Source organism: Streptomyces sp. NPDC001980, assembly GCF_040296885.1.
GTDB lineage: Bacteria > Actinomycetota > Actinomycetes > Streptomycetales > Streptomycetaceae > Streptomyces.
The window spans coordinates 61803-85522 of the sequence record NZ_JBEOYD010000027.1 but is presented as its reverse complement, the minus strand read 5'-3'; the positions used below and the strand labels follow the sequence as shown (position 1 = coordinate 85522).

Sequence of the window (23720 nt, the reverse complement as noted above, 5' to 3'; positions counted from 1 at the left end):
AGGGCGGCAAGCTCTTCCCCATGACGACGACTGACTACCTCATCTCCGCCGCCCTGATCCTCCTGGTGATTCCGCAGATGCGCGGCGGCCGTCTGACGCCCCGCACGCTCCTGCTGCCGCTGGTGTCCGTCAGCGCCGCGGCCGCGCACTATCTTCATTCCTTCCCGACCGAGGGCCACGACGTCCAGCTGGACCTCTTCGGCGTCACGATGGGCATAGTGCTCGGACTGGCCAGTGGACTGGCCACCCGCGTCAGCCTGACCGAGGACGGCGCCGCGTACTCCAAAGCCGGGTGGCTGGCCGCCCTTCTGTGGGTGCTGGGCATGGGTGCGCGCTCGACCTTCGTGTACTGGGCCGAGCACAGCGGCGCTCACACCATTGCGCAGTTCAGCCGCGACAACCTGATCACCGGCGCCGCCGCCTGGACCGCCGCGCTGCTGCTGATGTCCGTCACTCAGGTGGTGTGCCGCCTGGTGGTGGTGCGCGTCCGGGCCTACCGGCTTACCTCCCCCCTTGTCGCCCCCGCCGTGGCCTGAAGCGTGGCACCCGGCGGATCACCGCTGGCAACACACTCCGCCCTGGCCCGGTTCCGCGTTCGCGGGCCCGGGCCGGGCTTTGCGATCAGCGGTGCAGCGTGGATCTATTCTTCAGAAGTGACGGACATACTTCAGCCGACGGGCCCGGTCAGTCCACGGCTGGCGGTGGCTCTCGCCAGTGCCCGGGAGCGACGCGAAGGCAGGGGCCGGCGTATGCAGCCCGTGTTGTGGGGGGTCATGGCCGCCATCGCCGTCCAGTCCCTGCACGCCTCCCCCGCCCCCGGCGTCAGAGGCAGGCACCTGGCAGTCACCCTGGTGCTCGTCGGCTGTCTGCTGCCCATGGCCGCGGCCGCGTCGAACCTGTGGCCCCTCACCGGTCGTCCTGCCCGCTGCCTGGTGTTCTGCGTGCTGGTGGCCGGCTTCGGGTTTGCTCTGGGCATCCTGCAGCCCGGCTCGATGTCCACCCTGCCACCGTCCGTCGTGGTCCTGACGGCCTTCCTCATCCTGGAGCGACGGGCGGCCACCGTGCTCGCGGTCGTCGTCATGGGCGCTCTGACCGGCGCGGCTGCCGCCGGGTTGGACGGCGGTACCGACAACTTCCTGCACCAGGTCCTGTTCGGCGTCCTCCTGGCCGTGGTGGGCATCGTGGTGCGGCAGTCGATCATCAACGAGGTGGCCGTCACCGTGCTGCTGGCCCAGCTCGAGGACGCCCGGGAGGCGGAGACCGAGGCGGCGGCGCTGGCCGAACGCACCCGTATCGCCCAGGATCTGCACGACGTGCTCGCCCATACCCTGTCCGGACTGGCCGTGCAGATACAGGCCGCCCGGCGGATGGCCCGGCGCGACCAGGCGAGCGGGGATCTGCGGGGGCTGCTGGACCGGGCCGGTGAGCTGGTCAAGGAGGGGGTGGCCGATGCGCGCCGGGCTGTGCGGGCGCTGCGCGGCGAGCGGGTGCCCTCTCTCGAGCGGCTGCCCGAACTGGTCGAACGCTATCGGGTGGACCTGGAGCTCGACGTGACGCTGTCCGTGATCGGGCCGCACCGGGAGCTGCGGCCCGACGTCGGTGAAGCCCTGTACCGCGGTGTGCAGGAGGCGTTGACCAATACGGTCCGCTACGCACGCGACGCGCAGGCCACGGTGGCGCTCGTCTATGAGCCCAGGGCCACGATCCTGACCGTCGAAGACCGCCGCACCGGGCCGGGACCGGTCCGGGCGGCACTGGCCGAAGGCTCCGGCCTGGGGCTGACCGGCATGCGCGAACGCGTGACCGGGGTCGGCGGCACCCTGCACGCGGGGCCGACAGCGCATGGATGGGAAGTACGGATGGAGATACCCGCGTGACGGAGCCCGGCGAGACGGCATCTGACGGCGAGAAGATCAAAGTACTGGTCGCGGACGATCAGCAGATCGTACGCAAGGGCCTGGTCCTGCTGATCGACATGCTGGACGGCATCGAGGTGGTCGGCGCAGCCCGTGACGGTGCGGAAGCGGTGCTGCTCGCCGGACAACTGGCCCCGGACGTAGTACTGATGGACCTGAACATGCCGGTCCTCAACGGTGTCGCGGCCACTGCGGCACTGCGTGAGCAGGTACCCGGCTGCAAGGTACTCGTGCTGACCACCTACGCCGACGACGACTCCGTCTTCCCGGCACTGCAGGCGGGAGCGCGGGGCTATCTCACCAAGGACGCCGACGACGACGCGATCGAGGACGCCATCCGCAGCGTCCACGACGGCCGTATCTGGCTCGATCCCGAGGTACAGGCCCGCCTGGTCGCGGCCGTGCAGACCAGGGAGGTCGCACCGCCCGCCGCGCAGCGAGAACAGGCCCACACGCCGCAGACTCCCGCACCTTCCGACGTTCTGACCCCGCGCGAGACCCAGGTACTCACCCTCATCGCCCGGGGCCTGTCCAACGCGGAGATCTGTGCCCGGCTCGTCGTCAGCCCGGCCACGGTGAAGACGCACATCAACCGCATCTTCACCAAGATCGGCGCAGCCGACCGTGCCCAGGCCGTCGGCTACGCCTATCGCAACAACCTGGTCGAGCCCTGGGACTAACAGCCGGCACAGATAGGCGGCGTGGGGAGCTTTCACAGTAAGGCCGGGCACAGGTCTCGGTGATCATGGAATTGAGACGCTTCGTGATCACTGGGGAAATTTGTGCCCGTCCTGCCATCATGGCTGACCGACCCTCTCTGGGACCAATTCGCGGCACTGCTGCCCGAGCGTCCGATGGTCGATCCGACCCATCCACTGGGCTGCCACCGCCGCCGCATCAGCGACCGGATCATCTTCGACAAGCTGCTCCAGCTCCTCCGCTTTGGCTGCTCCTACCAGGCGATCGCCGACACCACCTGCTCGGCCACCACCATCCGCAACCGCCGCGACGAGTGGATCCAGCTTGGCGCCTTCGCCCGCCTGAAACAGATCGCGTTGGAGTCCTACGACCGGATCGTCGGGCTGCTGCTTAACCAGATCGCCGTCGACGGCTCCATCACCAAAGCCCCCGGCGGCGGGGAAGTCGCCGGGTGCTCACCTGTCGATCGCGGCAAACAAGGCATGAAACGTTCGGGCATGACGGATGGCTACGGCATGCCGCTCGGCAGGGCCCTGGCCGGAGCCAACCGCCACGACTCCCCGCTGCTCGCTCCGACCCTGGACCGCCTGGAGGACCTGGGGCCACTGCCCGACGACATCACCGTGCACCTGGACGCCGGCTACGACTCGGACAGGACCCGAACCGAACTCGCCGCCCGCCGCCTGCACGGCCGCATCGCGCACAGGGGCGAGAAGGCTCCGATACAGGCCAGCCAGCGGTGGCACGTCGAGCGCACCCACGCCTGGCAGAACGCCTTCCATCGGCTCGCCCGCTGCTACGAACGCCGAGCCACGATCATCGACGCCTTCTTCGACCTCGCGGACACGATCATCACCATCCGTAGCCTGATCCGCCGGGCCTGGACGACCCCCGCTGGGACAATCGCCCGAATCGCCCATGAGCACACGCCTATCTGCGCGAGCTCTAAGCCTGATCCCCAAGATCCCCGACAGCAACTCAGCGCGGCTTCGCCGTGCGCCGGGGGCACAGTAAATGGGTCGGCGTGCGCCGCGCGCGGTCCTGACCGCCCTGTTCCAGGGCCAGTTGCGTCGTGACAGTGGAACTGTCCGTTCCGGACGAGACCGATGACTCTGTGATGCCTCCGAGCTCGCACGACAGCATGGTACTGAGGGCCGTCCACGGGAACCGTGGAGTGTTGCCATGAGCACGCGCGTCAGATTCTGCGAACTGCCTTGGCCCTCCCGGAACGGCACCGCGAAGCGAGGACCGAACAGAAGCGGAGCCCTGGCCATGGATGTCCTTCACGAACGCTGCGCCGGGATCGACATCAGCAAGCGGGACGCCAAGGTGTGCGTACGCACCCCCAGCCCCAAACGCAAAGGGACGTTCACCCAGCAGACCACGACCTTCGGCGCCACCACCAACGCCATTGTCGACCTGCGTGAACACCTCCTCGACGCGGACGTCACCCTGGTGGTGATGGAGGCGACCGGCGACTACTGGAAGCCCTTCTACTACCTGCTGACCGAGGAACTGAACGTCATCCTGGTCAACGCCCGTCAGGTGAAGAACCTGCCCGGCCGCAAGACCGACGTCTCCGACGCCGCCTGGCTGGCCCAACTCGGCTCCCACGGCCTGGTGCGGGCCTCCTTCGTGCCGCCACAGCCCGTACGCGAGCTGAGGGACCTCACCCGGACCCGAAGCCAGCTCACCCGCGAACGCGCCCAGGTCGCACAGCGCCTGGAGAAACTGCTGGAGGACGCCGGCATCAAACTCTCCGCCGTCGTCTCCGACCTCATGGGAGTCTCCGGCCGCGCCATGCTCCAGGCCCTGATCGACGGCCAGCGCGATTCGCGCGTCCTCGCCGACCTGGCCAAGCGCCGCATGCGCAGCAAGATTCCCGAGCTGAGCCAGGCGCTGACCGGCCGTTTCCGCGAACACCACGCCTTCCTGACCCGCGTCTATCTCGACCAGTACGACCACCTGTCCGGTGCCGTCCGGCAGCTGACGGCCCGCATCGAGGAGGCGATGACCCCTTTCTGTCCGGCGCTGGACCTGCTGGACACGATCCCGGGAGTGAACCGGGCGATGGCGGAAGTGATCGTGGCCGAGACCGGGGGTGACATGGACCGGTTCCCCTCGGACAAGCACCTGGCCTCCTGGGCCGGGCTGTGTCCGGGACACCACGAATCGGCCGGCCGGATCCGCAGTACCCGGGTCCGGCCCGGCAACCCCTACCTGAAAGGAGCACTGGGGATGGCCGCGTTCGGAGCGGCACGGACCAAGGACTCGTTTTTGCAGGCACGCTACAAGCGGCAGACCGCCCGCCGCGGCCCGATCAAGGCACTGGTCGCCGTCGAGCACTCGATCATCACCGCGGTCTGGCACATGCTCAACGACAACGTGCCCTACCACGAGCTCGGCGGCGACTACTTCACCCGCCGTGACCCCGAACGCGCCACCCGCCGGGCGATCAACCAGCTCAACCAGCTCGGCTTCACCGTCACCCTCAACCCGAGGGAAGACACAGCCTAACCGGCAGCCCGAACACCCGGCGGTCCTCCGCGGCCACCGGGCACACAGTCATGTTCACACCCACCCTGACCTGGTGATATTTACGCGTCAGAGTCAAGCTTAGAGGGTTCTCGCACGGGCGTGCGTGAGCGCTGGCGCTATTTCGGTTCGCTGTCTGTCGGTGCTGGGGCGGTCTGTGCCAGGCCGGCGAGCAGCAGGTCGATCATGCGGCGGGCCTGGTAGTCGGGGAAGGTTTCGACTCCGATGCACAGGTTGCCGATGGCGAGCATGAAGTCGTAGGCGCGGATGTCCGCGTGTGTGGAGCCGGCGGCGGCGGACGCTTTCAGCAGCTGGTCGAGCACGGGCAGCAGGCGTTCGACGAACTCGTTGTGCAGGCTCTCGAATCCGGCTTGGTCCGAGTGCAGTGCCTCGGCGAGGCCGTGCTTGGTGACCAGGAAGTCGGCGAATTGGTGTACCCACAGCCGCAGGACCTCGTACGGCGTATCGGCAGCGGGCGCCGTGTGCGCGGCGGTGGAGAGCGCGTCGACCTGGTGCCTGAAGACGGCGACCACCAGTTCCGCCCGGGTGGGGAAGTGGCGGTAGATGGTGCCCATGCCGAGGCCCGATTCGGCGGCGATCTCCCGCACGGGAGCGTCGACTCCCGCACGGACGAACACGGCCGCCGCGGCGTCCAGCAGTATCTGCTCGTTTCGGCGGACGTCGGATCGCTTGCGGCCGGCAGGGGGTGGCGGCGTGTTGGGCGTGGACATCGTGAGCACCTCCCACTTGCAAAGCGGAGCAACGTTCCGTATCGTAATGCGGAGCGGCGCTCCGTATTCCAATCATGCCAGACGCCTCGCAGCACGGGCCACTGGGCCCCTCCGAGAAAGACATTCACCTCATGAGCGACACCACGTCCGCCGACGGCGGCAACGACTCCACCACCCCGGTCATCTCTGTCAGGCCGATCGCACTGGCCGCCCCGGACCGCGGCCAGGACCTGCAGGTACGGGTCACAGCGCCGACGACCGGCCACAACCTGCCCGTCGTCGTCTTCTCGGGCGGCATGGCCGCGACCATGGACGATTACGCACCGCTGGTCGGCTTCTGGGCCGCCCGCGGGTTCGTCGTCGTCCAGCCCACCCATCTCGACTCGCTGGGCCTGCTCCCCGACGACCCGCGCACCCCGCTCATCTGGCGTATCCGGACCGACGACCTGACCGGGATCCTCGACCAGCTCGGCACCATCGAAGCCGGCGTGCCCGGACTGGCCGGCCGCATCGACCACGACCGCATCGCGGTCGCCGGACACTCGTGGGGCGCACAGACCGCCAGCACCCTCGCGGGCGCACGGGTCGTCGACGCCGACGGCACTCCCGGTGGGAGCATGAGCGACTCGCGCGTGAAGGCGGCGGTACTGCTGTGCCTGCCCGGTACCGGCGGCGCCGACCTGAGCCCGCTCGCCGTCCAGTACTTCCCGTTCATGAGCCCTGATTTCGCCGAGCTGAAGACGCCGAGCCTGATCGTCGCCGGCGACCATGACCAGTCCCCGCTGACGGTGCGCGGTCCGGACTGGTTCACCGACGGCTATCGCCTCAGCTCGGGCGCCACCGATCTGCTGACCCTGTTCGGCGCGGAACACGTACTCGGCGGCATCCTGGGTTCCAACGACACGCGGACCACCGACGAAAGCCCCGAGCGTGTCGCGGTCGTCCAGCACGTCACCCTGGCGTATCTGCGTACCGCGCTGGGCCTCGACAACGACGCGTGGCCTACCGCCCGCCGGTCCCTGGCCGCGGCCGTCGACGCGCTGGGGAGGATCGACTCGAAGTGACCACCCCCTTCGCGCCGGCCCGCAGGCCCAGTTTCGGGATCATGACCGCCCCATCTCAGGTCGCCTACGACGATGTCCTGCGGGTCTGGCGTGAGGCGGACGGCATCCCGCAGATCGAGCACGCCTGGCTGTTCGACCACCTCATGCCGCTCAGCGGCGACCCGAACGGGCCCACCTTCGAGGGCTGGACACTGCTGTCCGCTCTCGCAGCCCGAACCGAGCGGTTGCGGGTCGGGGTGATGGTCACCAGCAACAGGTTCCGCCCACCGGCCATGCTGGCCAAGATCGCCGCCACTGTCGATGTCATCTCCGGCGGCCGGCTGGAGTTCGGCATCGGCGCGGGCTCTCGGCCCGACGTGCCACTGGCCCGGCGTGAGTACGCAGCTCACGGCCTTCCCTTCCACGATGCCGCCCACGCGGTCGGAAGCCTCGCCGAGGCGTGCACGATCATCCGCAGACTATGGACCGAAACCGCACCGTTCGACTTCCAGGGCGACCACCACCAACTGACGGGCGCGTTCTGCAGCCCCAAACCCATCCAGCGACCCCACCCGCCGATCCTGATCGGCGGCCAGGCCACCCCGACGCTGCGCGTGGTGGCCGAGCACGCCGACCGCTGGAACATGCCCGGGGGCAGCATCGAGCAGGCGATCGCCCGCAGCGCCACGCTGGACCGGCTGTGCGCCGAGATCGGCCGCAACCCGGCTGAGATCACCCGATCCATCGTCCTGCCCGCCTCCTACGACCGGCCCCAGGACACCCGCCACGTCGTCCGCGCGGCGCTCGACGGCGGGTTCAGCCACATCGTCCTCGGACTCGACGGGCCCTACCCGGCCGAGGCCGCACGCCGGGTCGCCGACACCATCATCGACCCCCTCTCCGACACGAACTGATACACCGGATCACGGTCCACAACGCGAGGGCGGCGCCACCGCGCCACCCAGCGCCCCGAGTTGGAGGCCGTCGTCAGGCTCGCCGGAGAGGTCCGTTCCACCGGCGTGCGCGTCACCCTCGTCGTCCACGAACACAAGCGGCTCGGCCGTGGCATCGAACTCGCCATGCTCGCCGAGGAACTGAAGGCCAGCGACGTCGGCCTGGAGTTCCTCACCGGGGAACTGAAGGGTGGAACGCGAGTACATCCGCGACCGCACCCTCGAAGGCCACGAATCCGCCCGCAAGCGCGGCAAGACCATCGGCGGCGCGGGCGTCACCGACGACCACATGCTCTCCATGGCCCTCCACCTGCGCGACCAGGAGATGAGCCTGCGCGACATCGCCAAGCGGCTCGTCATCACCACCGGCAAGAAGAAGGGCCAGCATCCGTCACCGGCGACTGTGATGCGGATGCTGCGCGAACACGACGAACAGACCACCGCCCCTTCGGCGTCGCAGGCGACCGACAGCCCTCCACCACCAGCGAGGGTCAAGATCATTCCTTAGAGTTCAATCCTGGACCATTGCCGGCGGGACCCCGGAACGCTCAGGAGCAGGACCGGACTCGGTCCTGCTCCTGAGCGGGTGTCCGCAGGTTCAGGCCGATGTCCGCCGACAGCAGGGGAGAAGGACGGAGGATGACGGACTCGTGGTGCATCGTCACGCGCGAGAGCTGCCTGGAGGCGTGGCACGAGGTGCCGCTCGTGGCGCTGCTGCCGGGTTGAGGTCGGGAAGATCGGCCGAGTCTCTGGAGACGTTGGTCACGCGCTGGTCATGGAGTCACCCCGAACCTCGGGTAATGCCAGGTCACCTGGGGCGACACGCGAGACGGCCAGAGCCGCCACCCCCGGCCGGGGAACGAACCCGGCTCAGTGGTTCTACCTGGACACGGAGCCCATGCCGGGCACGCCCCCGCCGCGCGTTATGCCCCTGTTCCGCCGCGGCCGGTCAACGACCGACCGGGTCTGAGGGTGGGATCCGCCGGGCACGCGGACAGCTCCTGGATTGCGGACCAATCGGGGAGGCCGCCCGGTCCAGGAGGCGGACTGGGGCCGGGCGGCCGCCCGACGCGGGCCGGAGAGGTCACGCGAGCCTGACCGGCCCGGCGTCGATCGGCAGGCGGACCAGGAGATAGGGCTGGCTGCGCAGGTCCTCGCCCTTGTGGAAGGGTGGCTGCCGGTTGGCCTGGTTGGCGATGGCGTACAGGTGCCGGTCCGAGGCGACGGACAGGGTGTCGACCCACATCAGGTCGGTGCCCTGGGCGAGGGTGCGGTAGGTTCCCTTCGGGCTTCTGCGCCAGATGGAATTGTGTTCCAGGTCGCCGCCGTAGAGCCGTCCCTTGTCGTCGCACTCCAGGCCGTCGGCCATGGGCTTGAACCCGTGGTCCTCGACCGTCGCCGCCACCTCGGCGTCCGTGGCGTCCGGGTCGGCGAGGGCGTCGGTGGACACGCTGTGCAGTCGGCGGCTGCACAGCGGGTCGTAGTAGAGGCGCGTGCCGTCGGCGCTGAGAGTGATGCCGTCGGAGCCGACCGCGTAGTACGTGGGCTCGCCGTCCGCGGGGCGGAACATGAACGGCTCGCCCTCGATGACCGGAAGGAACTGCTTGTCCGCGAGCACCGAGGGATGGCCGGCCAGCCGCCGCCAGGAGCGGCCCGTGGCGAGGTCGACCACGATGATGCCTTTGGGGCCGTCCGCGTCGGTGATGAACGCCATGCCCTCGGCGCCGCGCCGCAGGTCGAAGCGCACGTCGTTGATGTAGCTGTTCGGCGGCGCCACCTCGGGCGGGAAGAGGATCTTCCGCACGATCCGGTCGGTGCGCAGGTCGACCGCCACGAGCTTCGGGCCGCCATAGGTGGACCCGGCGAACAGCGGGCTTCCGGTGTCGAGGATCCACAGCCGGTCGGCCCCATCCACGACGACGCTCTGCACCGATGATGAGGGCCCGGTGAAACCAGCGATCGCGGGGCTTCACCGGGTGTCCCCCATTGACAACCAGATGTCCGCAGCCGACTGAGCGATTCGCCGGATGTCGACAGAGCATCGAGAGGTGCCGCGGCGACCGCCTCGCTGTGGCACCAGCGTGGCGGCAGCCCTGCGGGGTCGTACTCGATGAGTGAGGAACCGGGGCCGCTACCTCGACAAACGCCACTGGATCTCGCTGGGGCCCGGGCGGGGCATCACGAAGCAGCTGATCAGCGAGGCGGTCGAGCACTCCTACGACCTGGTCATCGACGGTCTGCCACGGAGCGAGCGTCCGCCGCGGCCCCCTGGCCCGGACACGACCGCCAGGTGAACGCTGAACGCTCCCGCTCGGGGACCTCTCAGTGGGTCCGGTTCGGGTGCGGTTGGGCTGGTACCACTCGAACGGGTGAGGTGGGCTGCGACAGGGCACCGCGCAGTTGTCGGTTCTCCACGGTCAGTTGGTTAACAGCGCGGACCAGCTGAGCGACGTCGGTCCGCAATTGGGCGAGCTCCGCTGTGTCCTTGGCTCGGAGCTCCTTGAGTTTGACGATCTGCTGGCGCAGGCGGATCTCGGAGTCCGGTGTCTGTCCGCGTGCCCTTACCTGCGTGTAGAAGTCGTTCTTGAGGTCCGGGTGACGCTGGGTGAGTGCGTTGCGCGGTACGCCGGCTTCCTGGGCCAGGGCGACGATCGTCAGCGCGCCGTTGGAGTGCTGCGCGGTTCCCCGCAGGATGCGGTCCATGGCCGCGCGGATACGGTCGCGTTCGTCGGGTGCGGGGCTCATGCGGTGCCGTCCTGGAGGCTGATGCGGGTGCGGTGGTGGGCGTCGGCGAGGTCGCGCAGCCGGGCGGCGTTGTCGCGCAGACGCTCGCCCAGCGGGCCGGGGGCGTGACTTGCCTGCCGGTCAAGCGCGGTGGCGCGGAGGCGGAGACCGGTGGCGTGCTGGTCGGTGCGGGCGATGTTCGCGCAGGCGGGGACGCACTGGTCGAGACTGGGGGTGTCCTTGAGGCCCCGGTGGCACAGGGCCTTGTCGCGCTTGTAGACGCACATCAGCAGCGCGCGGGGATTGTCGTAGACGGCCAGGTGGGGGTTGGCGAGGATCTGTCGGGCTTGGCGGGCGGTGATGACGGTGCCGGTGTACTGGGGCGCGGTGGCGGCGGCCTTGATGGCGCGGCGGGCGGCGGGCCCGGAGATGCCGGGGCCGTCCTCCAGGGCCGCGTTGAGGTCGGCGACGGTGTCGATGGTGGCGCGGGCCGTCTCGACGTCAAGGAGGTCGTGGATGCCGTCCCGGCTGCGCGCGGCATATCCGGCCGCTACGGAAGTCCGCAGATGGCCGTACTGAATCGCGAGCGCGACCAGGCCCCCGGGGCGGCGGGCGATGTGCCAGGCCAGGCTCCTGCGGAACCGCTCGGTACCGATCAGGCCGTGCGGATCCGGCGGGATGGCCTCGTGGGCCAGCCCGCGGGCGGCGGCCTCGTGGTTGGCCCAGGTGATAAAGTCCTCCACCCGGGTGCCCAGGGTGTGCACGGTGAGGGAGCCGGTGCCTGCCCGGGTGCCGCGCAGGTCGTGGGCGTGGTGGTCGAACAGCAGCTGCCCTGGGGGAACCATGGCTTCCAGGACGCGGATGGCGTTGACGACGGGGGCGATGGCCACCCAGGGGGCATCGCGGACTTCGCCCTCGGAGCAGTGATTGCCGTCTTCGTCCCGGGCGGTCTTATACACGGTGCTCGTGATCAAGTGCCGCCCTGTGCGCCCCGCGTTGTCCGGCTCCGGGTCGGGGCAGCAGCCGCTGCGCAGTCCGGCCGCCTCGCCGGGACGCATCCCGGTCAGGTAGGCGATGACGATGAAGCACGCTGTGCCCAACTGGCGCATCAGGAAGCCTGCTTCGGTGTAGTCGACGGCCTCTCTCCAGGGGGTGCCACCGAGTGTGCCGGTGACCGGGACACGGAGCGGGCAGGGGCCGGGCCGGGCCCGGGCGGCCTGCCGCCAGCCGTGATCACGGGTAGCGCTGTAGACCTGGCTCAGGGAGGCGCCGGTGAGCGCGGCGATGTAGGCGCCGGCGATCGTGGTTCTGCCCAGCCACTGTGTGGTCGGAATCGGTAGTTGATCGGCGTCGGTGCAGTCCATGAAGGCCCGAAGAGCGGCTCGTGAAGCGGGCGTGGCGCTGTTGGCGGCAGCCTGCGCATGCAGCAGGTTGCGTTCGGTCCAGGCGGCCAGGATGTCGTCGCTGAACTCCTCGACCGTGCGGATCGCCCACACGAGCAGGGGGCCCATGGTCTGCTCGGCGATCGCCTCGGCGGCGTTCTCGCCGCCCGGCGTCGCCGCGGGCAGGTAGTCGTCCACCCCCTCGGTCTCCCACGGCGGGCGGCCGATGCCGCTGGGACGGCCACTGAGCTGGTCGAACACCCACAGCCGGGTCAGCGACGACAGCACGCTGTGCAGCGTGATGCGAGCCGCCCCACTGTCGCGCAGGTGACGGCCGTACTCATCCAGTACCTGGGTGTTGCAGTCGCGCAGCGTGGTGATGCCCCGGTCGGTGAGCCACACGGCGAGCCGGCACCAGGTCCCGATCGTCTGGCAGAGCGCCTTGGGTGCCTGGCGTGAGCGCCAGGTGGGATGGCGCTCACGCAGGAACACCGCGGGCAGTTCACCGTTGATCAAGGTCCAGGCGGCCAGCCGCAACTCCTCCCGAAACGGGGCGGGGAACGTCGGCCAGTGGATGGTGCTGTGCGTGACGCCCGGGTTGGCGTTGATGGGGAGCAGCGGCCAGGCCGGCGCCGCGTAGTGCGCGATGGGGCCGGTGTAGTTGCCGGCGATCCGGTGGGCGGGGATGACGGGGGTGTCGGGTCCGGGAAGGACACGGACAGGGGCTGGGGTGGCCGTCACGGGTCGAGGTCTCCGTTGAGCAGCAGGGCGATGAGGTCGCGGTCGGTGTCGGTCACGTCGACCAGGGCGCGGGTCCACACCGCGGTGCCGAGCTGGGCCTTGAGGTGTTCCAGGCGGGCGTGTCCGTCCTCCCACTGACGGTGCCACTGGCCCGGGTCCAGGGCGGTGCGCAGGTTGTCGAGTGCGTGGTGCAGGTGGGCCAAGCGGCTGTGGTGGGCGGGGTGGATCCGGGCGTTGGGGCAGGCCAGGCACATCAGGAACGAGGCCCCGCAGCCGCCACCGGGTCCGGGATAGGGGCTGTTGTCGTAGTCATGGCAGTCGGCGGTGGCTGTCGGCTGGTCGGCCGAATCGGCTTTCTCGCGCAGTTCGGCGGCGAGCACGGTCGCGTGGGCTTGGGTCACGACGGCTTCGACTGCCTCGGCGATGACCGGGATTGCTCTCTCGCGGACCTGGGGATCGGTCAGGGTGTAGACGCGGTCGTGGGTGGACTGGCTGTTCTGTCCGGGTGCGCGCCGGTGCAGGGTGTTCACCGTCCGTCGCCCCCGGCGGAACGGTGACGAGGAGAAGCCCTGTTGGGTCGCCCACTGCTTGGCCGTACGGCCGGAGATGCCGAACCCGAACACCCCGATGCCCGACTTCCTGCCGCTCTCGTCGTGCGGGTGCTCCAGCGGGGCTCTGGCGGAGCGCCAGATCAAGAAGCGGTCCGTACCGGGGCTCAGCCTGTGCACGGCCGCGCGGGCGAACACGGTGGCCTCCAGCGCCTGTGTGATGAGCCGTCCGGGGGAGGCGGCACCGTCGTCGGTGAGGTTGCGGGTCTCGAAGTACCGTCCGGCGCCCCGCTTGTGCTTCTCCAGCTCGACTCGGTAGATCCGCGGGCCGTCGCTGCCGGCGTCCGGGGACGCTTGCGGCACCTTCAACCGGTTGATCACCGACAAATTCCAGCCGTGCTCGGCCAGCAGCAGCACACCCAGCGCGACCGTCTCCATCCGGGTCAAGAACAGTCGCTGCCACGTGTCCTCGGGCCGCTCCCCGCCCAGCACCCGCGCATAGCGGGCGAGCACTCGGCCACGCTGATGACGCACCCGGGTGTCGTGGGGCGCCTCACCGGTCCGGGCCAGACAGTCCAGCGCCTCACCCAGCAGCCTTGCCTCGCTGCCGTGAGAGAACACCCCCGACCGCCATTCGGCGAGGTGGCGGGCGTTGTCCGTAATCCGCAGATGCGCGGCACGGAACATGCGCCGCGCCGTGGTGACGATCGCGTCGAACTCGGCCTCATGGAAGGACACTTCCTTGACCGCGGGCTGCAGGACGCGGCGAGCGAGCGCCTCCCGCGTCCCAGCGGACAGCCGCGGATCGTCCAGCAGCAGCCCTCGCACCGTGGTGATCTGGCGGTAGCCGAACCGAGTGTTCTGTCGGCTGAGCCTCCACTGCTGCCACACCCCCGCGGTCAGCTGGTCGAGGTCGGCAACCGGTGCGTCCAACGAGGCCAGGTACGCGGTGAACGCCTGCAAAGGGAGCCAGAAGTACCTGCTGCTGTGATGCGAGGTCCACCGGCTGGGCACGCACCGCGCGGCGAACAGGCGGGCCAGTGACCGGCGCAGAGCGTCCTCGACCGGCAGAGTGCGGAAGTCGTAGACCGCGACGGCTCCCGTTCGGTCGCGGTGTTCGACGACGAGGTCGTCGCCCGTCAGCAACGGTGGCCTGCGCACCGGCGCTGTCGGTAAAGGCGCCGGACGCCCGCGCCGGCTCATCCCGCGGCCCGCGGGGTGACCTGTAGCTTGCCGTCGATGTCCTGGATGCCCTCGGCCTCCCGCGCCAGACGTGCGAACACCTCATCCATCCCCTGCACCGGCTGCTCCCCTTCTCCGAACGGGGGCGCGGTGGTCAGCAGCGACCGCAACTGAAGGTCGGCGACCGGGGCCAGATATCGCTCGCGGGTCGTCTCAAGGAACGTATGACCCAACAGGTCCTGCACCATCCGCCACGGATCCCCGTAAAGCAGCCGGTAGTCCCGCCGCTCCTCCGGGCTCAGACCGAACCGCCGGTCCATCAAGTGGTGCAAGATCACCAGCATGTAGAGGGCGAAGCTGTGCCGGCAGGAATGCGGCGTCGCATACGGCGCCCGGCTGCGATACGGGTCCAGTCGACGCTCCGGCTCCGGATCCAGCACCGCCCGGCACCGCCGGTTCGCCGCCGTGAAGACGTTGTTCCACGAATGCGGCTGGAACGGCAGACCCATCTCATTCAGCCACAACCACAACGGCTCCGGTCCCTCCGGGCCTTCGGTGTACCACGTCATCCGTTCCTCCGCGGTCGCCTCCGTCAGCGCGACGCGGCCCGTGACGCCCTGGCGGTCGCACCAGTGCACTGTCGGCTTCGGTCCCCGGCTCACCCGGGTGACCAACCGCATCCCCAGCACGCCGTCGTACCGGCCTCGAGCCTGCGCCGTGCGAATGGCCGCGGCGCGCGAGGAGTCGACATAGTTCTCGATATCGCCCACCACATGAGCCTCGACGTAGTAGGTACGGGCCCTCTTGGAACGCGTGACCGCTGCCGCGAGACGCCCCGTGTAGTACCGGCCGCCCTCCAGACGCAGTGACGGCACCTCGAACGTCAGCAGCGAGGCGCCCTCCAGCCTCCGCACCCCCGACGAGGTCAGCAAGCGCACGAACGCCACGTTGCGGTCCTCCAGGCGGCCCACCCAGCCCTGCGTGGGAAGACCATCAGTGCCGTACCCGCGCAGCCCGATGTCCACCCAGAGCCGGAATGCCCGAGGCGTCAGCCAGTGAACATTGCTGCCCCGGGCGTCCTTCGCCTTCCCGTCCGGCACCTGCACGATCTGACCATGCCGGCCAATCACGCGATGCACCGGCACCGGATTGCGCGGTAGGAACTCGTTCCCCGGCTTCGTCGCCCACCTGTACAAGTTCATCAGCGCAGCCAGGTCACGATTCCACTTGTTCCCGCCCACCCGTACCGGGTTCTCGGGCGACGTCTGCCGCCAGAACTGGAAGTCGTCGATATCCGCCTCGACCGCCTGCGTCCACACCCTTCCGCGCTGCCATAAGAAGTTGAGGAACAGGCAGAGATCCGTGATGTAGTTCCGCTTCGTCTCCTTTGTGTGTCCCCGGAACGGGTGACTGCGCGTGTACAGGCTGAGGAGTTCATCGATGCGGTAGTCCGGCGCCAGCAGAATCGGGTCGCCGGGCCGGATGCCGGTTGACGCTTCACGCGCCGCAAGGTCCGTCCACCCCGCGAGAACAGGGGCCCGCGGTGGGGCGATCGGCACCGGCTTGGGAACCCAGAAGACACGCCACTTGCTCATCCCGCCACCCTGTCAGATCGGCTTCAACACGCCGATTCAATAGGGATGGTGCGCCACTTCTCGAACTCGCCGTGCGCGTCGAGGAAGGTGTCGAGGAGCGCGTCGTGGTCACCGGCATCGGCCAGGTAGACGGGGACGATCTCCCGCTCCGGGCGGGAAGGTTCGGACTTGGCCGTGGTGACGTCGAAGACGGAGCGCGCTGCGATGGCGGCGCGTTCGGTGTCGGTCAGGGGTGCCGGGCCGGGGCGCATCTCGGCCGCGTGGAACTTCTCGAAGGCCATCAGTGCCTCCGCGGGTGAGTCGAAGGTGTCGGCGACCTGGCGCAGGTGGTCCTCGCCATGCAGATAGACGGACTTGCCGCCTCGGTGGAGGTAGGTGCCGACGGCGACGGTGGGGTGGCCGTCGTGGGCGTGGGCGTGGATGAGGAGCTGGCCGTGGCGGACGTCGTCGTGGATCTTCTGGGCCTGATTGGAGACCTCGCGGATTTCGCTGCGGGTGCACCATGGCATCGGATAGTTCGCCCAGGTCCATTCCTCGTTGATGGCTTTCTGGAGCCGCGGGTGATCTCGACGGTGATGCCTTCGGCGATCAGGTGCTTTGCTGCCTCGTCGGCCCAGTAGGGCTCCTCGTGATCGATGCGGGCCAGGATCAGGACGTTGGTGGCGGCGACGCTCCAGTCGGCAGCCTCCAGAGCCATGAGGGCGACGTGGGCCTGCGTGCCGCTCAGGACGGCCTGCACGGCGCTCGGGTGAATGGGGTGGGTGTCGAGGCGGACGTGGGCGTCGATGGCGGGAGTCACGTGGGGGGTCTCGTCTGTTCTGCCGGTGGCCGGGTCTTCGGGTCCGGCCACCGGCGTTCTCGGGGGCTATCGGGTTGCTCGTGTGGACCGGGCGGCGTGCGCGACTGTGGTGGTCGGCGGGCCGGCGCGGGTGGTGGGAGCGGGCCGTTGCCGCTGTGGCGGGGTGGCTGCGGTGGCGTGCTGCCAGCGGGTGCGGACGGCGCCGATGTCGGCGAGGGCGCGGCGGGCGCCGACGACGAGCTGGAACGGGGTGTTCGCCGGGTCGGCGGCGTACGCCTCGATGCGCCGCCCGGTGTGCTCGGCCGTGACCAGGAGGGAGCGCTGCAGGGCGCGCTCGCCCCAGTGCTCGACGGATCCGGCGGGTTCGGCCAGCATGCGGAGGACCTCGCGCGGTTCACTGCCGTCGTCCAGCAGGCCGCGCTGCTGGGCTTCCCACAGGACCGTGACGGGGTCGACGGGCTCGTGGCGGCGGGCCAGGGCGGTCAGGCACTGCCACAGGCTGGCGTGCAGCGGCAGGGTGAGGTCGTCGGGGAGCAGCCACCGGACGGCGTCGATGTCGGAGGGGTACGCCGTGGCGGTGGCGAGGAGGATCTGCTCCTCCTCGACGGCCTCTGCGGGGTTGGGTGCGGTGGGTGGCGGCGGTGCCGTGGTGCGGGGCAGCACGCCTGCGCGGGGCGGGAAGCGGTTGGCGATGTCGTCCACGACCGCGGCGAGCGCGTCGGCCTCGGTGAGCACCGTCTGGACGGGGTGAGGGAGGGTGGCGTCGTGGACGGTGTGGACGAGGCGTTCGGCGGCCGTCTGCAGGCGGCGGCAGGCGTGTTCGGCCTCGACCATCCGGGCATAGGCGGGGGCGTGGCTGGGCCAGGGGCAGACCTGGACGAGGGTGTGCAGGTAGGAGGCGGTCAGCCCGCGCGCCTGCTCCCGGCCAGTGGCGAGGACGCGGTCGAGCCACGTGGTGTTCTTCGCGTGCTCGGCCGGGTCGGGCCGCGGCAGGGTGGTGATCGCGGCGTACAGGGCGGCGTGCGCGGCGGTGGAGAACGAGTCGGCGGCGATGCCGCTCACGTCGTCCAGACGGTGCGGGTCGAGGAGGAGGGCACCGAGGAGGGCCTGCTCGACGTGGAACACCGGCTGCGGCGGTGCGCTGGCGTAGAGGTCGTCTTCGCCGGGTTCGGGGGCGTGGGGCATCAGGCGGCGAGAGTGAAGTCGTCGGGGTCGAGGGCGACGCCGAGGTGCGGGGCGAGGAGGTGGCCGGCGAGCAGTGGAGGTACGGCGTTGCCGATCTGGGAGAACTGCTGGCCCTTGTTGCCGGCCCAGGGGTAGTTGGCCGGGAAGGTCTGCAGGAGGCCGGCCTCGCGGGCGGTGATCCGGATCGGCTCGGGAACGGCCGTCGTGTCGGATGCTTCGGCCGGCGGTGAGGCAGGCTCGGCGACCCAGGTGCACTCGTTCGCGCGGTGCCCGAAGAACAGGGTGCCGGCCGGCTCGGACAGCGGACGGACGGTGGCGTTGGCCTGGTTGTTGCTGCGCAGGGACCAGGACCAGCGGTGGGCCTCGGCGGTGCACGCCGGCGCGAGAGCGTCGGCGGCACGGTTCTCGCGGGTGCTGTGCCGTGCCGCCCATCCCGCGCCTTCACTACGGGACTTGAGGACCATCCCGTCGTGCCGGGGCATCCAGGTGCCGCGCTCCCGGGCGTCGGACAGCGTCTTGCGGGAGCCCGACGGGAACGGCTCGGGCCCGCCGCCGGGCCCGCCGCCCGCGCAGACGGTGGGGACGGGCCGGTCGGTCGCTCCCCATCCCAGGGCTTCGGCCATGCTGACCCAGCGGGCGCGGCCCGGGCCGAACAGCGAGTCGGGCTCGGCGAGTTGGGCGTGCGTGGGCGTGGGCGGCTGCGCCGTACGGACGCGGGAGGCCAGGAGGATCGCCCGCTTCCTGGTCTGCGGGACGCCGAAATCCGCAGCGTTGAGGATCCCGTACCAGACCGAAAAGCCCCACCCGCGCAGGACGGCCGCGTACTGCTTCCACAAGGGTAGGACGTCGGGTACTTCCTCCATGGCGACCCAGTCGGGTTCGCCGGCCGTGTTCAGCGCGTACAGATAGCGCATCGGCTCGGCGGCGAGCAGGGAGCGCTCGTCGCGGCACGCGGCGAGGAGGCGTTCGCGGGTGTCCCGACCGGCGGCCAGGTCCTCGACTGCCGCGTGCACCAGAGGCTGGTCGAGCAGGCCGAGCCGCTTGCCGGCCATGCTCCACGCCTGACACGGCGGAGAGGCGATCACACCGCGCGTGCGGCCGACGAACGGCCAGGTCGGATACATCGCCACGTCGGTCCGGACGGTCAACTGCCCAGCTGCGGCACGGGTCTTGCACGCCCACTGGTCCCATTCCAGCCCGACGTCGCGCACGCCCAGGACGTACAGTGCCCTGCTCCAGCCGCCCGGCCCCGCGAAGAGGTCGAGTATCACGTGGCCAGCCCGAAGTCGTCCTGCGTCAGCGCGTCGGCTTCGCCGCGGCACGCCCAGGGCGAGCAGCCGTCCTCGACACCGTTCTCCAGCACGTCGGCCTCGTCCACGCTGATCCGCAGGGCGGCTCGCTCGGCTGCGGTGACGTGGTCGATCGGCGCCTGGCTCAGCGGGACGCGGGAGCGGTGCAGGAACGCCTCGCCGAGCAGTCGGCTGCCCGACGCATTGGCACGGGCATTGCCCTGCCGTATGGCCGCGTCGAATTCGACGACGTCCGCCCACTCGGACGGCGAGGTGTCCCTGATATGCCTCCACTGCGCATTTCCGTGGAACGGGCATCCCAGGCAACTCGACTTCGGCGTATCGGCGAGACCGAGTGAGGTCAGGTATCGCACGCAGTCGGCCCTGCTCCAGGACATGTCCAGGAGGGGATGCCGGTTGCGCATGTACTTGACGTCTGCGTCCTTCGCGCGATGGAATTCATCGGTCGAGATTCCTACCCACTGTTCGACGAAGACGGTCTTCGGGATACGGGCGGGGTAGGGGTATCCGAGTAGTTCGCGAACCTTCTGCTTTATCGGCTTTACCTTATATTCGCCGGTGCACTGCCGCCGGGTCATTCCAGGCCGCCCGTCCTGATTGAGGATGTGGAGCGGCATGGATGCGAACCGGTGACCGGGATTCAAGGCGTCGTTGCGGATGTTTCCGGCCGACACGCGCAGTACGGGTATCCCGGCGGGTTCGGCTATCTCATTTTCCAGGCGATCAAGGTGCGCATAGACCGCTTTGGGTTCCCATCCGGTGTTGGCGAAAATCGCGTAGTCGACCCTGGGGAGAATGCCCTCGGCTGACAGGGCGAGGAGGGTGCTGGATTGAACTCCCGCGCCGAGAGATAGGGCGCGGAATCGGGGCTGATCTGAAATGGGCTGTCCTGGGAGTAGGGAAACGGGGGGCCTGTGCCCGTATCGCGGCTGTCGCGTCAGTGGCAGGGGGATTCCGGCCGGTCGCGGGTTAGGGCGTGGCACAGGGCGGGGATGTGGTCGAGGAGGTCGGCGGCCGACGCGATGAGCTGCTGCGGTGTTGGCCCGATCAGGACGACCCGTCCTGATGTGGCGTCGGCCTGGCGGCGCTGGTTCTCCACGCCGCGGGCAAGGGCAGCGGTCAGTTCGGCGGCGGCGTCCTGGGCGTCCTGGGCGGCCTTGGCGATCTGCGCGATTTGGTGAAGGAGTAGCAGGTCCGGAGGTGAGGGCCGCGACGTCTGCGGTCTGACGGCGAGGAATAGCCGCAGGGCGGTGTCGGCGAGTTGCTGGGCGTCGGTGATCCGCGTGGTCAGTGTGGACGTGCTGCGGCCGGCGGGGCGGACGCGCAGGGTTTGGTGCAGGGATGACGCGTCTGACGCGATTTGGGCGAGGACCGGGGTCGGGTTGGTGGGGTCAGGCACGGGTCTCCGTGGTGGCGTGCGGGTTCAGGGCTTGGGCGAACGCGGCGGTCGAAGCGGGGGCTTGCTCGGGGGCGGTCATCAGGGTGCGGACGACGGGGGTGCCGATGACGACGGCGTCCACCAGTGGTGCGACGCGTGCCGCGAGGGCCGGGGTGGAGATGCCTACGCCTGACACGACGGGTAGGGGGCTTGCGGCGCGAAGGCGTGTTGTGAAGTCGGCGAGCGCCGGGACGTCGAGCGGGCCGCGGTAGCCGGTGGGGGCGGTTCTGGCGGGTGCGTAGAGCCATCCCGACGCGCTGGCGGCCACGGTGGCGAGGTCGGTGTCAGCGATGTGGCGCGGGACGAGGCGTGGGGTGTGAAGATTCGCGTTTTTCGCTGCGGCTTGCCAGCGCTCTGCCTGGTGGTCGGGCAGGTCGACGACCATCGCGCCGACGGCACCCGCGTCAGCGAACAGACGGGCCAGGTGTTCGGGGCCGTGTCGGCTGACGGGGGCCCAGTAGGTCATGACGACGGTCGGCCGCAGGCTGGCGGCGTGTTCGACCGCGCGGAGGGCGCGGGCGAGGACGGTTCCGCGACTCAGGGCGCGGCGGTAGGCCGCTTGGATGACAGGTCCGTCGAGGTGGGCGTCATGGTGGGCGAGGCCGATCTCGAACAGGCCGGCACCTGCCTGTGCGATCTGGTCGAGTTGACGGCGCTGGGCGCGGGGCGAATGTAGTCCGGCGGGAACGAACACGCCGAGCGCGCATCGGGGTTGGGCGAGGAGGGTGCGGAGGGGGTCGGTGGTGGCCAGGGGGTGTCCTTCTCGGCGGGTAGACTGTCGCCGCAGGTCAGCGGTGGCGTGTGGCCGGTGATGGCGGGGCGGCTACGGGAGCGGTGACGCTCCGGCCTTGGGCGGCCTGGGCACTGGGCGTGGTGTCCGTGGTGGGCCGGTGGCTGAAGGCAGGGGCCACGCGGTCGAGGGCCTGGGCGATGTGCTGGGCGCGGTCGTGAGCGTCAGCGAGCTGTTCGGCGACATCGGCGGGGAGCCGGTCCCACTGGGCTCGGTACTGGCAGCGCTGGATGATCTCGGCGGCGTTGCGCAGCTGCTCGGCAACCTGCCGCAGGACCGCGGTCTTATGGTCCGGGGCGGCCACGGTGTCTGTGGCCTGCAGAAGCGCGTCCAGAGCGGTGGGCAGGGGCTCGTCGTACGCGGGAAGTCCGAAGAGGGCGGCGTGCAGTGCCTGGGCGTAGACCGTCACGGGCCCGCCTCGACCGCGGCTGCGGTACTCGACGGGGGCTTGCCGGCGGGCGCTGAAACTGACGGTTACGTCCCGGGGAGCGGCACCCGGGTGGAGCTGGTCGGCGAGAGCACGGGCGAGATCATGCACGGTGGGGGTGTCGGAGGACGTGGAAGCACCTCGGATGGCGGTGAAGGATGCTGCGCGGTTGGTCAGAGGGTGCGGCGCCGCGCCGAGGGCGTGGTCCGCGGACCGGTGGCGGCAGTTGGGCGGCGGCGGGCACTGGCGGGGATGTCGGCTGGTGTGGGGATGCTCAGGCGGACGCGGGTGTTGAGACCGTGGGCGTATGTGTGCGCCTCGGCAGCGGTGACGGTCCCGAGGAGTCCGCGCTCGTCCAGCCCGTCCCGCGGGCGGTAGGAGGCGCCGTCTGCTGTCGGGACGAAGTCGTGTTGCTCCAGCAGGGAACGGGCGGTGGTGGTTGAGGCGGTCACGGCAACCGTGCCGTCACCGAACTGGAACTGCAGGTCTGGTCCTCCTGCCGGCTGGTCGGGATTCCATCGGGTCGTCCAGGAGAGGTCGACGAGGTCGTGAGTGTGGGCCAGGAGCCCGTACATCGCGACGCCAGCGCGCTCGTGTACGTCCTGCGTGGTACCCGGTGGCAGCAGGTAGAGCATGCGGCCGAGGTGTTCACGGGGGAGGAAGCCGGCCTCGGTGAGCAGCCGGTCGGCGTCGCGAAGGCGGCGGTTGAGGATGACGAAGGTGTGCCCGTCGTCGGTGGACCCGATGAATACGTCGGGGACGTCCAGAATTGACATGGTGGTCCAAGGGGGCGGATGGCTGCAGGCCGAGAGGAACGGCAGTGGGCTCGCGGGGACTGACTGGGACGGCAGGGCGTGCAGTACAGCGGGCGGAGGGGGAAGGTCAACGGGTTGCTGTGCGTGCTGTCTTGGCGCTCAGGCTGGTGGTGGGTCGGGCAGCGGTGAGGGCGGGGGCCCGTGGCCGACCGAAGGCGGCGGCCAGACCGCGGTACCCGTCGGTGGTGAGGTGGACCCGCTCGTCACGCAGCCGGAGCAGACATGGTTCGCGGGTGACCAGGCCGCGGGATTCCAGGGAGCGGATGGTGGTGATGGAGACGCGGACGGAGTCACTGTGGATGTCCGGTTTGCCGCCGCTGATCGTCACCTCTCCCTGTGCGACGGCGCGCAGGGCGGCGTCCTGGGTGTGAGAAAGCGCCGGTTGCTGGTGCGTGGGGTGGACGCCTCGGCGGCGCCGTTCGGTGACGAACAGTTCGGCGGTCGCGACGGCGTCGTGGGCCCCGAGCGCTGTCAGGTTCCGTGCGAGGGCGAGGCGGCTGGCGGCTTCCCCTACGGCCTGCTGGTGGGTCAGGAGCGGGCCTTCGTCCTGCAGCGGGATTCCGTCGCGGGCGTGGTCGAGGATGTCCACGGCGTTCAGGAGATGGTCGGCGGCGTCGGTCGTCAGCTGGGCGAGCTGCTTCACTCGCGCGTACACGGTGTAGATCGCGTGACTGTGATACATCGGCTGCGCGTTGAGGACGTCCACGGTGTGCAGCGCAGAGTCGGCCAGGTGCTGGGTGAGGCCGATCTGCTGGGTGAGGGCGGTGGCGGGGCTGGAGTCGGTCAGCCGGATCCGGGTCAGGGCGTCGTTGTGCCGGGTGAAGTCGGCGGCCAGAAGCAGGAGATGTTCGGCTGGTGCGGTCGGGTTGGTCATTTCCGCGTGATCTGCGGGGTTGTGCGAGGTCAT

General features: G+C 69.8%; 24 protein-coding genes and 1 pseudogene. 9 read left to right on the top strand and 16 right to left on the bottom strand.

What is annotated here, in order from left to right; all coding sequences use genetic code 11:
• Positions 1 to 20: 20 nt before the first annotated feature.
• The 5 genes and pseudogenes from ABT137_RS33600 to ABT137_RS33580 all read left to right on the top strand — a co-directional run bounded on the left by ABT137_RS33600 (position 21) and on the right by ABT137_RS33580 (position 5132).
• Positions 21 to 536 carry a hypothetical protein gene (locus ABT137_RS33600; protein WP_351714894.1) on the top strand — a complete coding sequence of 172 codons (516 nt, stop codon included), beginning with the start codon at positions 21 to 23 and terminating at the stop codon, positions 534 to 536.
• 213 nt (positions 537 to 749) lie between these two features.
• On the top strand, positions 750 to 1877 hold the full coding sequence (locus ABT137_RS33595) for a sensor histidine kinase (protein WP_351714893.1): 1128 nt from the start codon (positions 750 to 752) through the stop codon (positions 1875 to 1877).
• On the top strand, positions 1874 to 2596 hold the full coding sequence (locus tag ABT137_RS33590) for a response regulator transcription factor (protein WP_351714892.1): 723 nt from the start codon (positions 1874 to 1876) through the stop codon (positions 2594 to 2596). Before ABT137_RS33595 ends, ABT137_RS33590 begins: the two co-directional genes overlap by 4 nt.
• 102 nt (positions 2597 to 2698) lie before the next feature.
• Positions 2699 to 3537: pseudogene (locus tag ABT137_RS33585) on the top strand (IS5 family transposase).
• Between the two features lie 350 nt (positions 3538 to 3887).
• A complete protein-coding gene (locus ABT137_RS33580) occupies positions 3888 to 5132 on the top strand; it encodes an IS110 family RNA-guided transposase (protein WP_351714891.1) in 1245 nt (414 codons plus the stop codon).
• Between the two features lie 137 nt (positions 5133 to 5269).
• On the opposite strand, the gene ABT137_RS33575 is transcribed toward ABT137_RS33580, so the two are convergent.
• Positions 5270 to 5881, bottom strand: a complete 612-nt coding sequence (locus ABT137_RS33575; RefSeq protein ID WP_351714890.1) for a TetR/AcrR family transcriptional regulator — start codon at positions 5879 to 5881, stop codon at positions 5270 to 5272.
• Between the two features lie 131 nt (positions 5882 to 6012).
• On the opposite strand from ABT137_RS33575, the gene ABT137_RS33570 reads away from it, so the two are divergent.
• Together ABT137_RS33570 and ABT137_RS33565 are read left to right on the top strand one after the other, a co-directional pair.
• Positions 6013 to 6945: an alpha/beta hydrolase family protein gene (locus ABT137_RS33570; protein WP_351714889.1), complete on the top strand. Its 933-nt coding sequence runs from the start codon at positions 6013 to 6015 to the stop codon at positions 6943 to 6945.
• A gap of 41 nt (positions 6946 to 6986) precedes the next feature.
• Complete coding sequence (locus tag ABT137_RS33565) at positions 6987 to 7838, top strand: LLM class flavin-dependent oxidoreductase (protein ID WP_351714888.1); 852 nt, start codon at positions 6987 to 6989, stop codon at positions 7836 to 7838.
• Between the two features lie 9 nt (positions 7839 to 7847).
• On the opposite strand, the gene ABT137_RS33560 is transcribed toward ABT137_RS33565, so the two are convergent.
• Positions 7848 to 8084: a hypothetical protein gene (locus ABT137_RS33560; RefSeq protein ID WP_351714887.1), complete on the bottom strand. Its 237-nt coding sequence runs from the start codon at positions 8082 to 8084 to the stop codon at positions 7848 to 7850.
• Here ABT137_RS33560 and ABT137_RS33555 point away from each other — a divergent pair.
• Complete coding sequence (locus ABT137_RS33555; RefSeq protein ID WP_351714886.1) at positions 8068 to 8385, top strand: hypothetical protein; 318 nt, start codon at positions 8068 to 8070, stop codon at positions 8383 to 8385. The two genes, ABT137_RS33560 and ABT137_RS33555, sit on opposite strands and share 17 nt — an antisense overlap.
• A 576-nt stretch (positions 8386 to 8961) precedes the next feature.
• Here ABT137_RS33555 and ABT137_RS33550 read toward each other — a convergent pair.
• On the bottom strand, positions 8962 to 9792 hold the full coding sequence (locus tag ABT137_RS33550; protein ID WP_502984612.1) for an L-dopachrome tautomerase-related protein: 831 nt from the start codon (positions 9790 to 9792) through the stop codon (positions 8962 to 8964).
• A gap of 199 nt (positions 9793 to 9991) precedes the next feature.
• On the opposite strand from ABT137_RS33550, the gene ABT137_RS33545 reads away from it, so the two are divergent.
• Positions 9992 to 10171, top strand: coding sequence for an MmcQ/YjbR family DNA-binding protein (locus ABT137_RS33545; protein ID WP_351714884.1), 180 nt, complete (start codon positions 9992 to 9994; stop codon positions 10169 to 10171).
• Between the two features lie 28 nt (positions 10172 to 10199).
• On the opposite strand, the gene ABT137_RS33540 is transcribed toward ABT137_RS33545, so the two are convergent.
• The 13 genes from ABT137_RS33540 to ABT137_RS33480 form a co-directional block, all read right to left on the bottom strand.
• Complete coding sequence (locus ABT137_RS33540) at positions 10200 to 10622, bottom strand: hypothetical protein (protein WP_351714883.1); 423 nt, start codon at positions 10620 to 10622, stop codon at positions 10200 to 10202.
• Positions 10619 to 12724 carry an integrase gene (locus tag ABT137_RS33535; protein WP_351714882.1) on the bottom strand — a complete coding sequence of 702 codons (2106 nt, stop codon included), beginning with the start codon at positions 12722 to 12724 and terminating at the stop codon, positions 10619 to 10621. Before ABT137_RS33535 ends, ABT137_RS33540 begins: the two co-directional genes overlap by 4 nt.
• A complete protein-coding gene (locus ABT137_RS33530; RefSeq protein WP_351714881.1) occupies positions 12721 to 14433 on the bottom strand; it encodes a hypothetical protein in 1713 nt (570 codons plus the stop codon). The genes ABT137_RS33535 and ABT137_RS33530 overlap by 4 nt, the downstream gene beginning before the upstream one ends.
• A gap of 38 nt (positions 14434 to 14471) precedes the next feature.
• Positions 14472 to 16049 (bottom strand): site-specific integrase, encoded by a 1578-nt coding sequence (locus ABT137_RS33525; RefSeq protein WP_351714880.1) that lies wholly within the window; start codon positions 16047 to 16049, stop codon positions 14472 to 14474.
• A gap of 23 nt (positions 16050 to 16072) precedes the next feature.
• Complete coding sequence (locus ABT137_RS33520) at positions 16073 to 16558, bottom strand: hypothetical protein (RefSeq protein ID WP_351714879.1); 486 nt, start codon at positions 16556 to 16558, stop codon at positions 16073 to 16075.
• Between the two features lie 356 nt (positions 16559 to 16914).
• Positions 16915 to 18033, bottom strand: a complete 1119-nt coding sequence (locus ABT137_RS33515; RefSeq protein WP_351714878.1) for a DnaB-like helicase N-terminal domain-containing protein — start codon at positions 18031 to 18033, stop codon at positions 16915 to 16917.
• Positions 18033 to 19304, bottom strand: coding sequence for a DNA cytosine methyltransferase (locus tag ABT137_RS33510; RefSeq protein WP_351714877.1), 1272 nt, complete (start codon positions 19302 to 19304; stop codon positions 18033 to 18035). Before ABT137_RS33510 ends, ABT137_RS33515 begins: the two co-directional genes overlap by 1 nt.
• Positions 19301 to 20224 (bottom strand): adenine nucleotide alpha hydrolase family protein, encoded by a 924-nt coding sequence (locus tag ABT137_RS33505; protein WP_351714948.1) that lies wholly within the window; start codon positions 20222 to 20224, stop codon positions 19301 to 19303. Before ABT137_RS33505 ends, ABT137_RS33510 begins: the two co-directional genes overlap by 4 nt.
• Before the next feature lie 56 nt (positions 20225 to 20280).
• Positions 20281 to 20742: a hypothetical protein gene (locus ABT137_RS33500; protein WP_351714876.1), complete on the bottom strand. Its 462-nt coding sequence runs from the start codon at positions 20740 to 20742 to the stop codon at positions 20281 to 20283.
• Positions 20735 to 21475, bottom strand: coding sequence for a tryptophan synthase subunit alpha (gene trpA, locus ABT137_RS33495; RefSeq protein WP_502984611.1), 741 nt, complete (start codon positions 21473 to 21475; stop codon positions 20735 to 20737). Before trpA ends, ABT137_RS33500 begins: the two co-directional genes overlap by 8 nt.
• A 94-nt stretch (positions 21476 to 21569) precedes the next feature.
• A complete protein-coding gene (locus tag ABT137_RS33490; RefSeq protein ID WP_351714875.1) occupies positions 21570 to 21980 on the bottom strand; it encodes a hypothetical protein in 411 nt (136 codons plus the stop codon).
• A 191-nt stretch (positions 21981 to 22171) separates the two neighbouring features.
• Positions 22172 to 22774 (bottom strand): hypothetical protein, encoded by a 603-nt coding sequence (locus ABT137_RS33485; protein WP_351714874.1) that lies wholly within the window; start codon positions 22772 to 22774, stop codon positions 22172 to 22174.
• 106 nt (positions 22775 to 22880) lie between these two features.
• A complete protein-coding gene (locus tag ABT137_RS33480; RefSeq protein ID WP_351714873.1) occupies positions 22881 to 23687 on the bottom strand; it encodes a hypothetical protein in 807 nt (268 codons plus the stop codon).
• Positions 23688 to 23720: the final 33 nt, after the last annotated feature.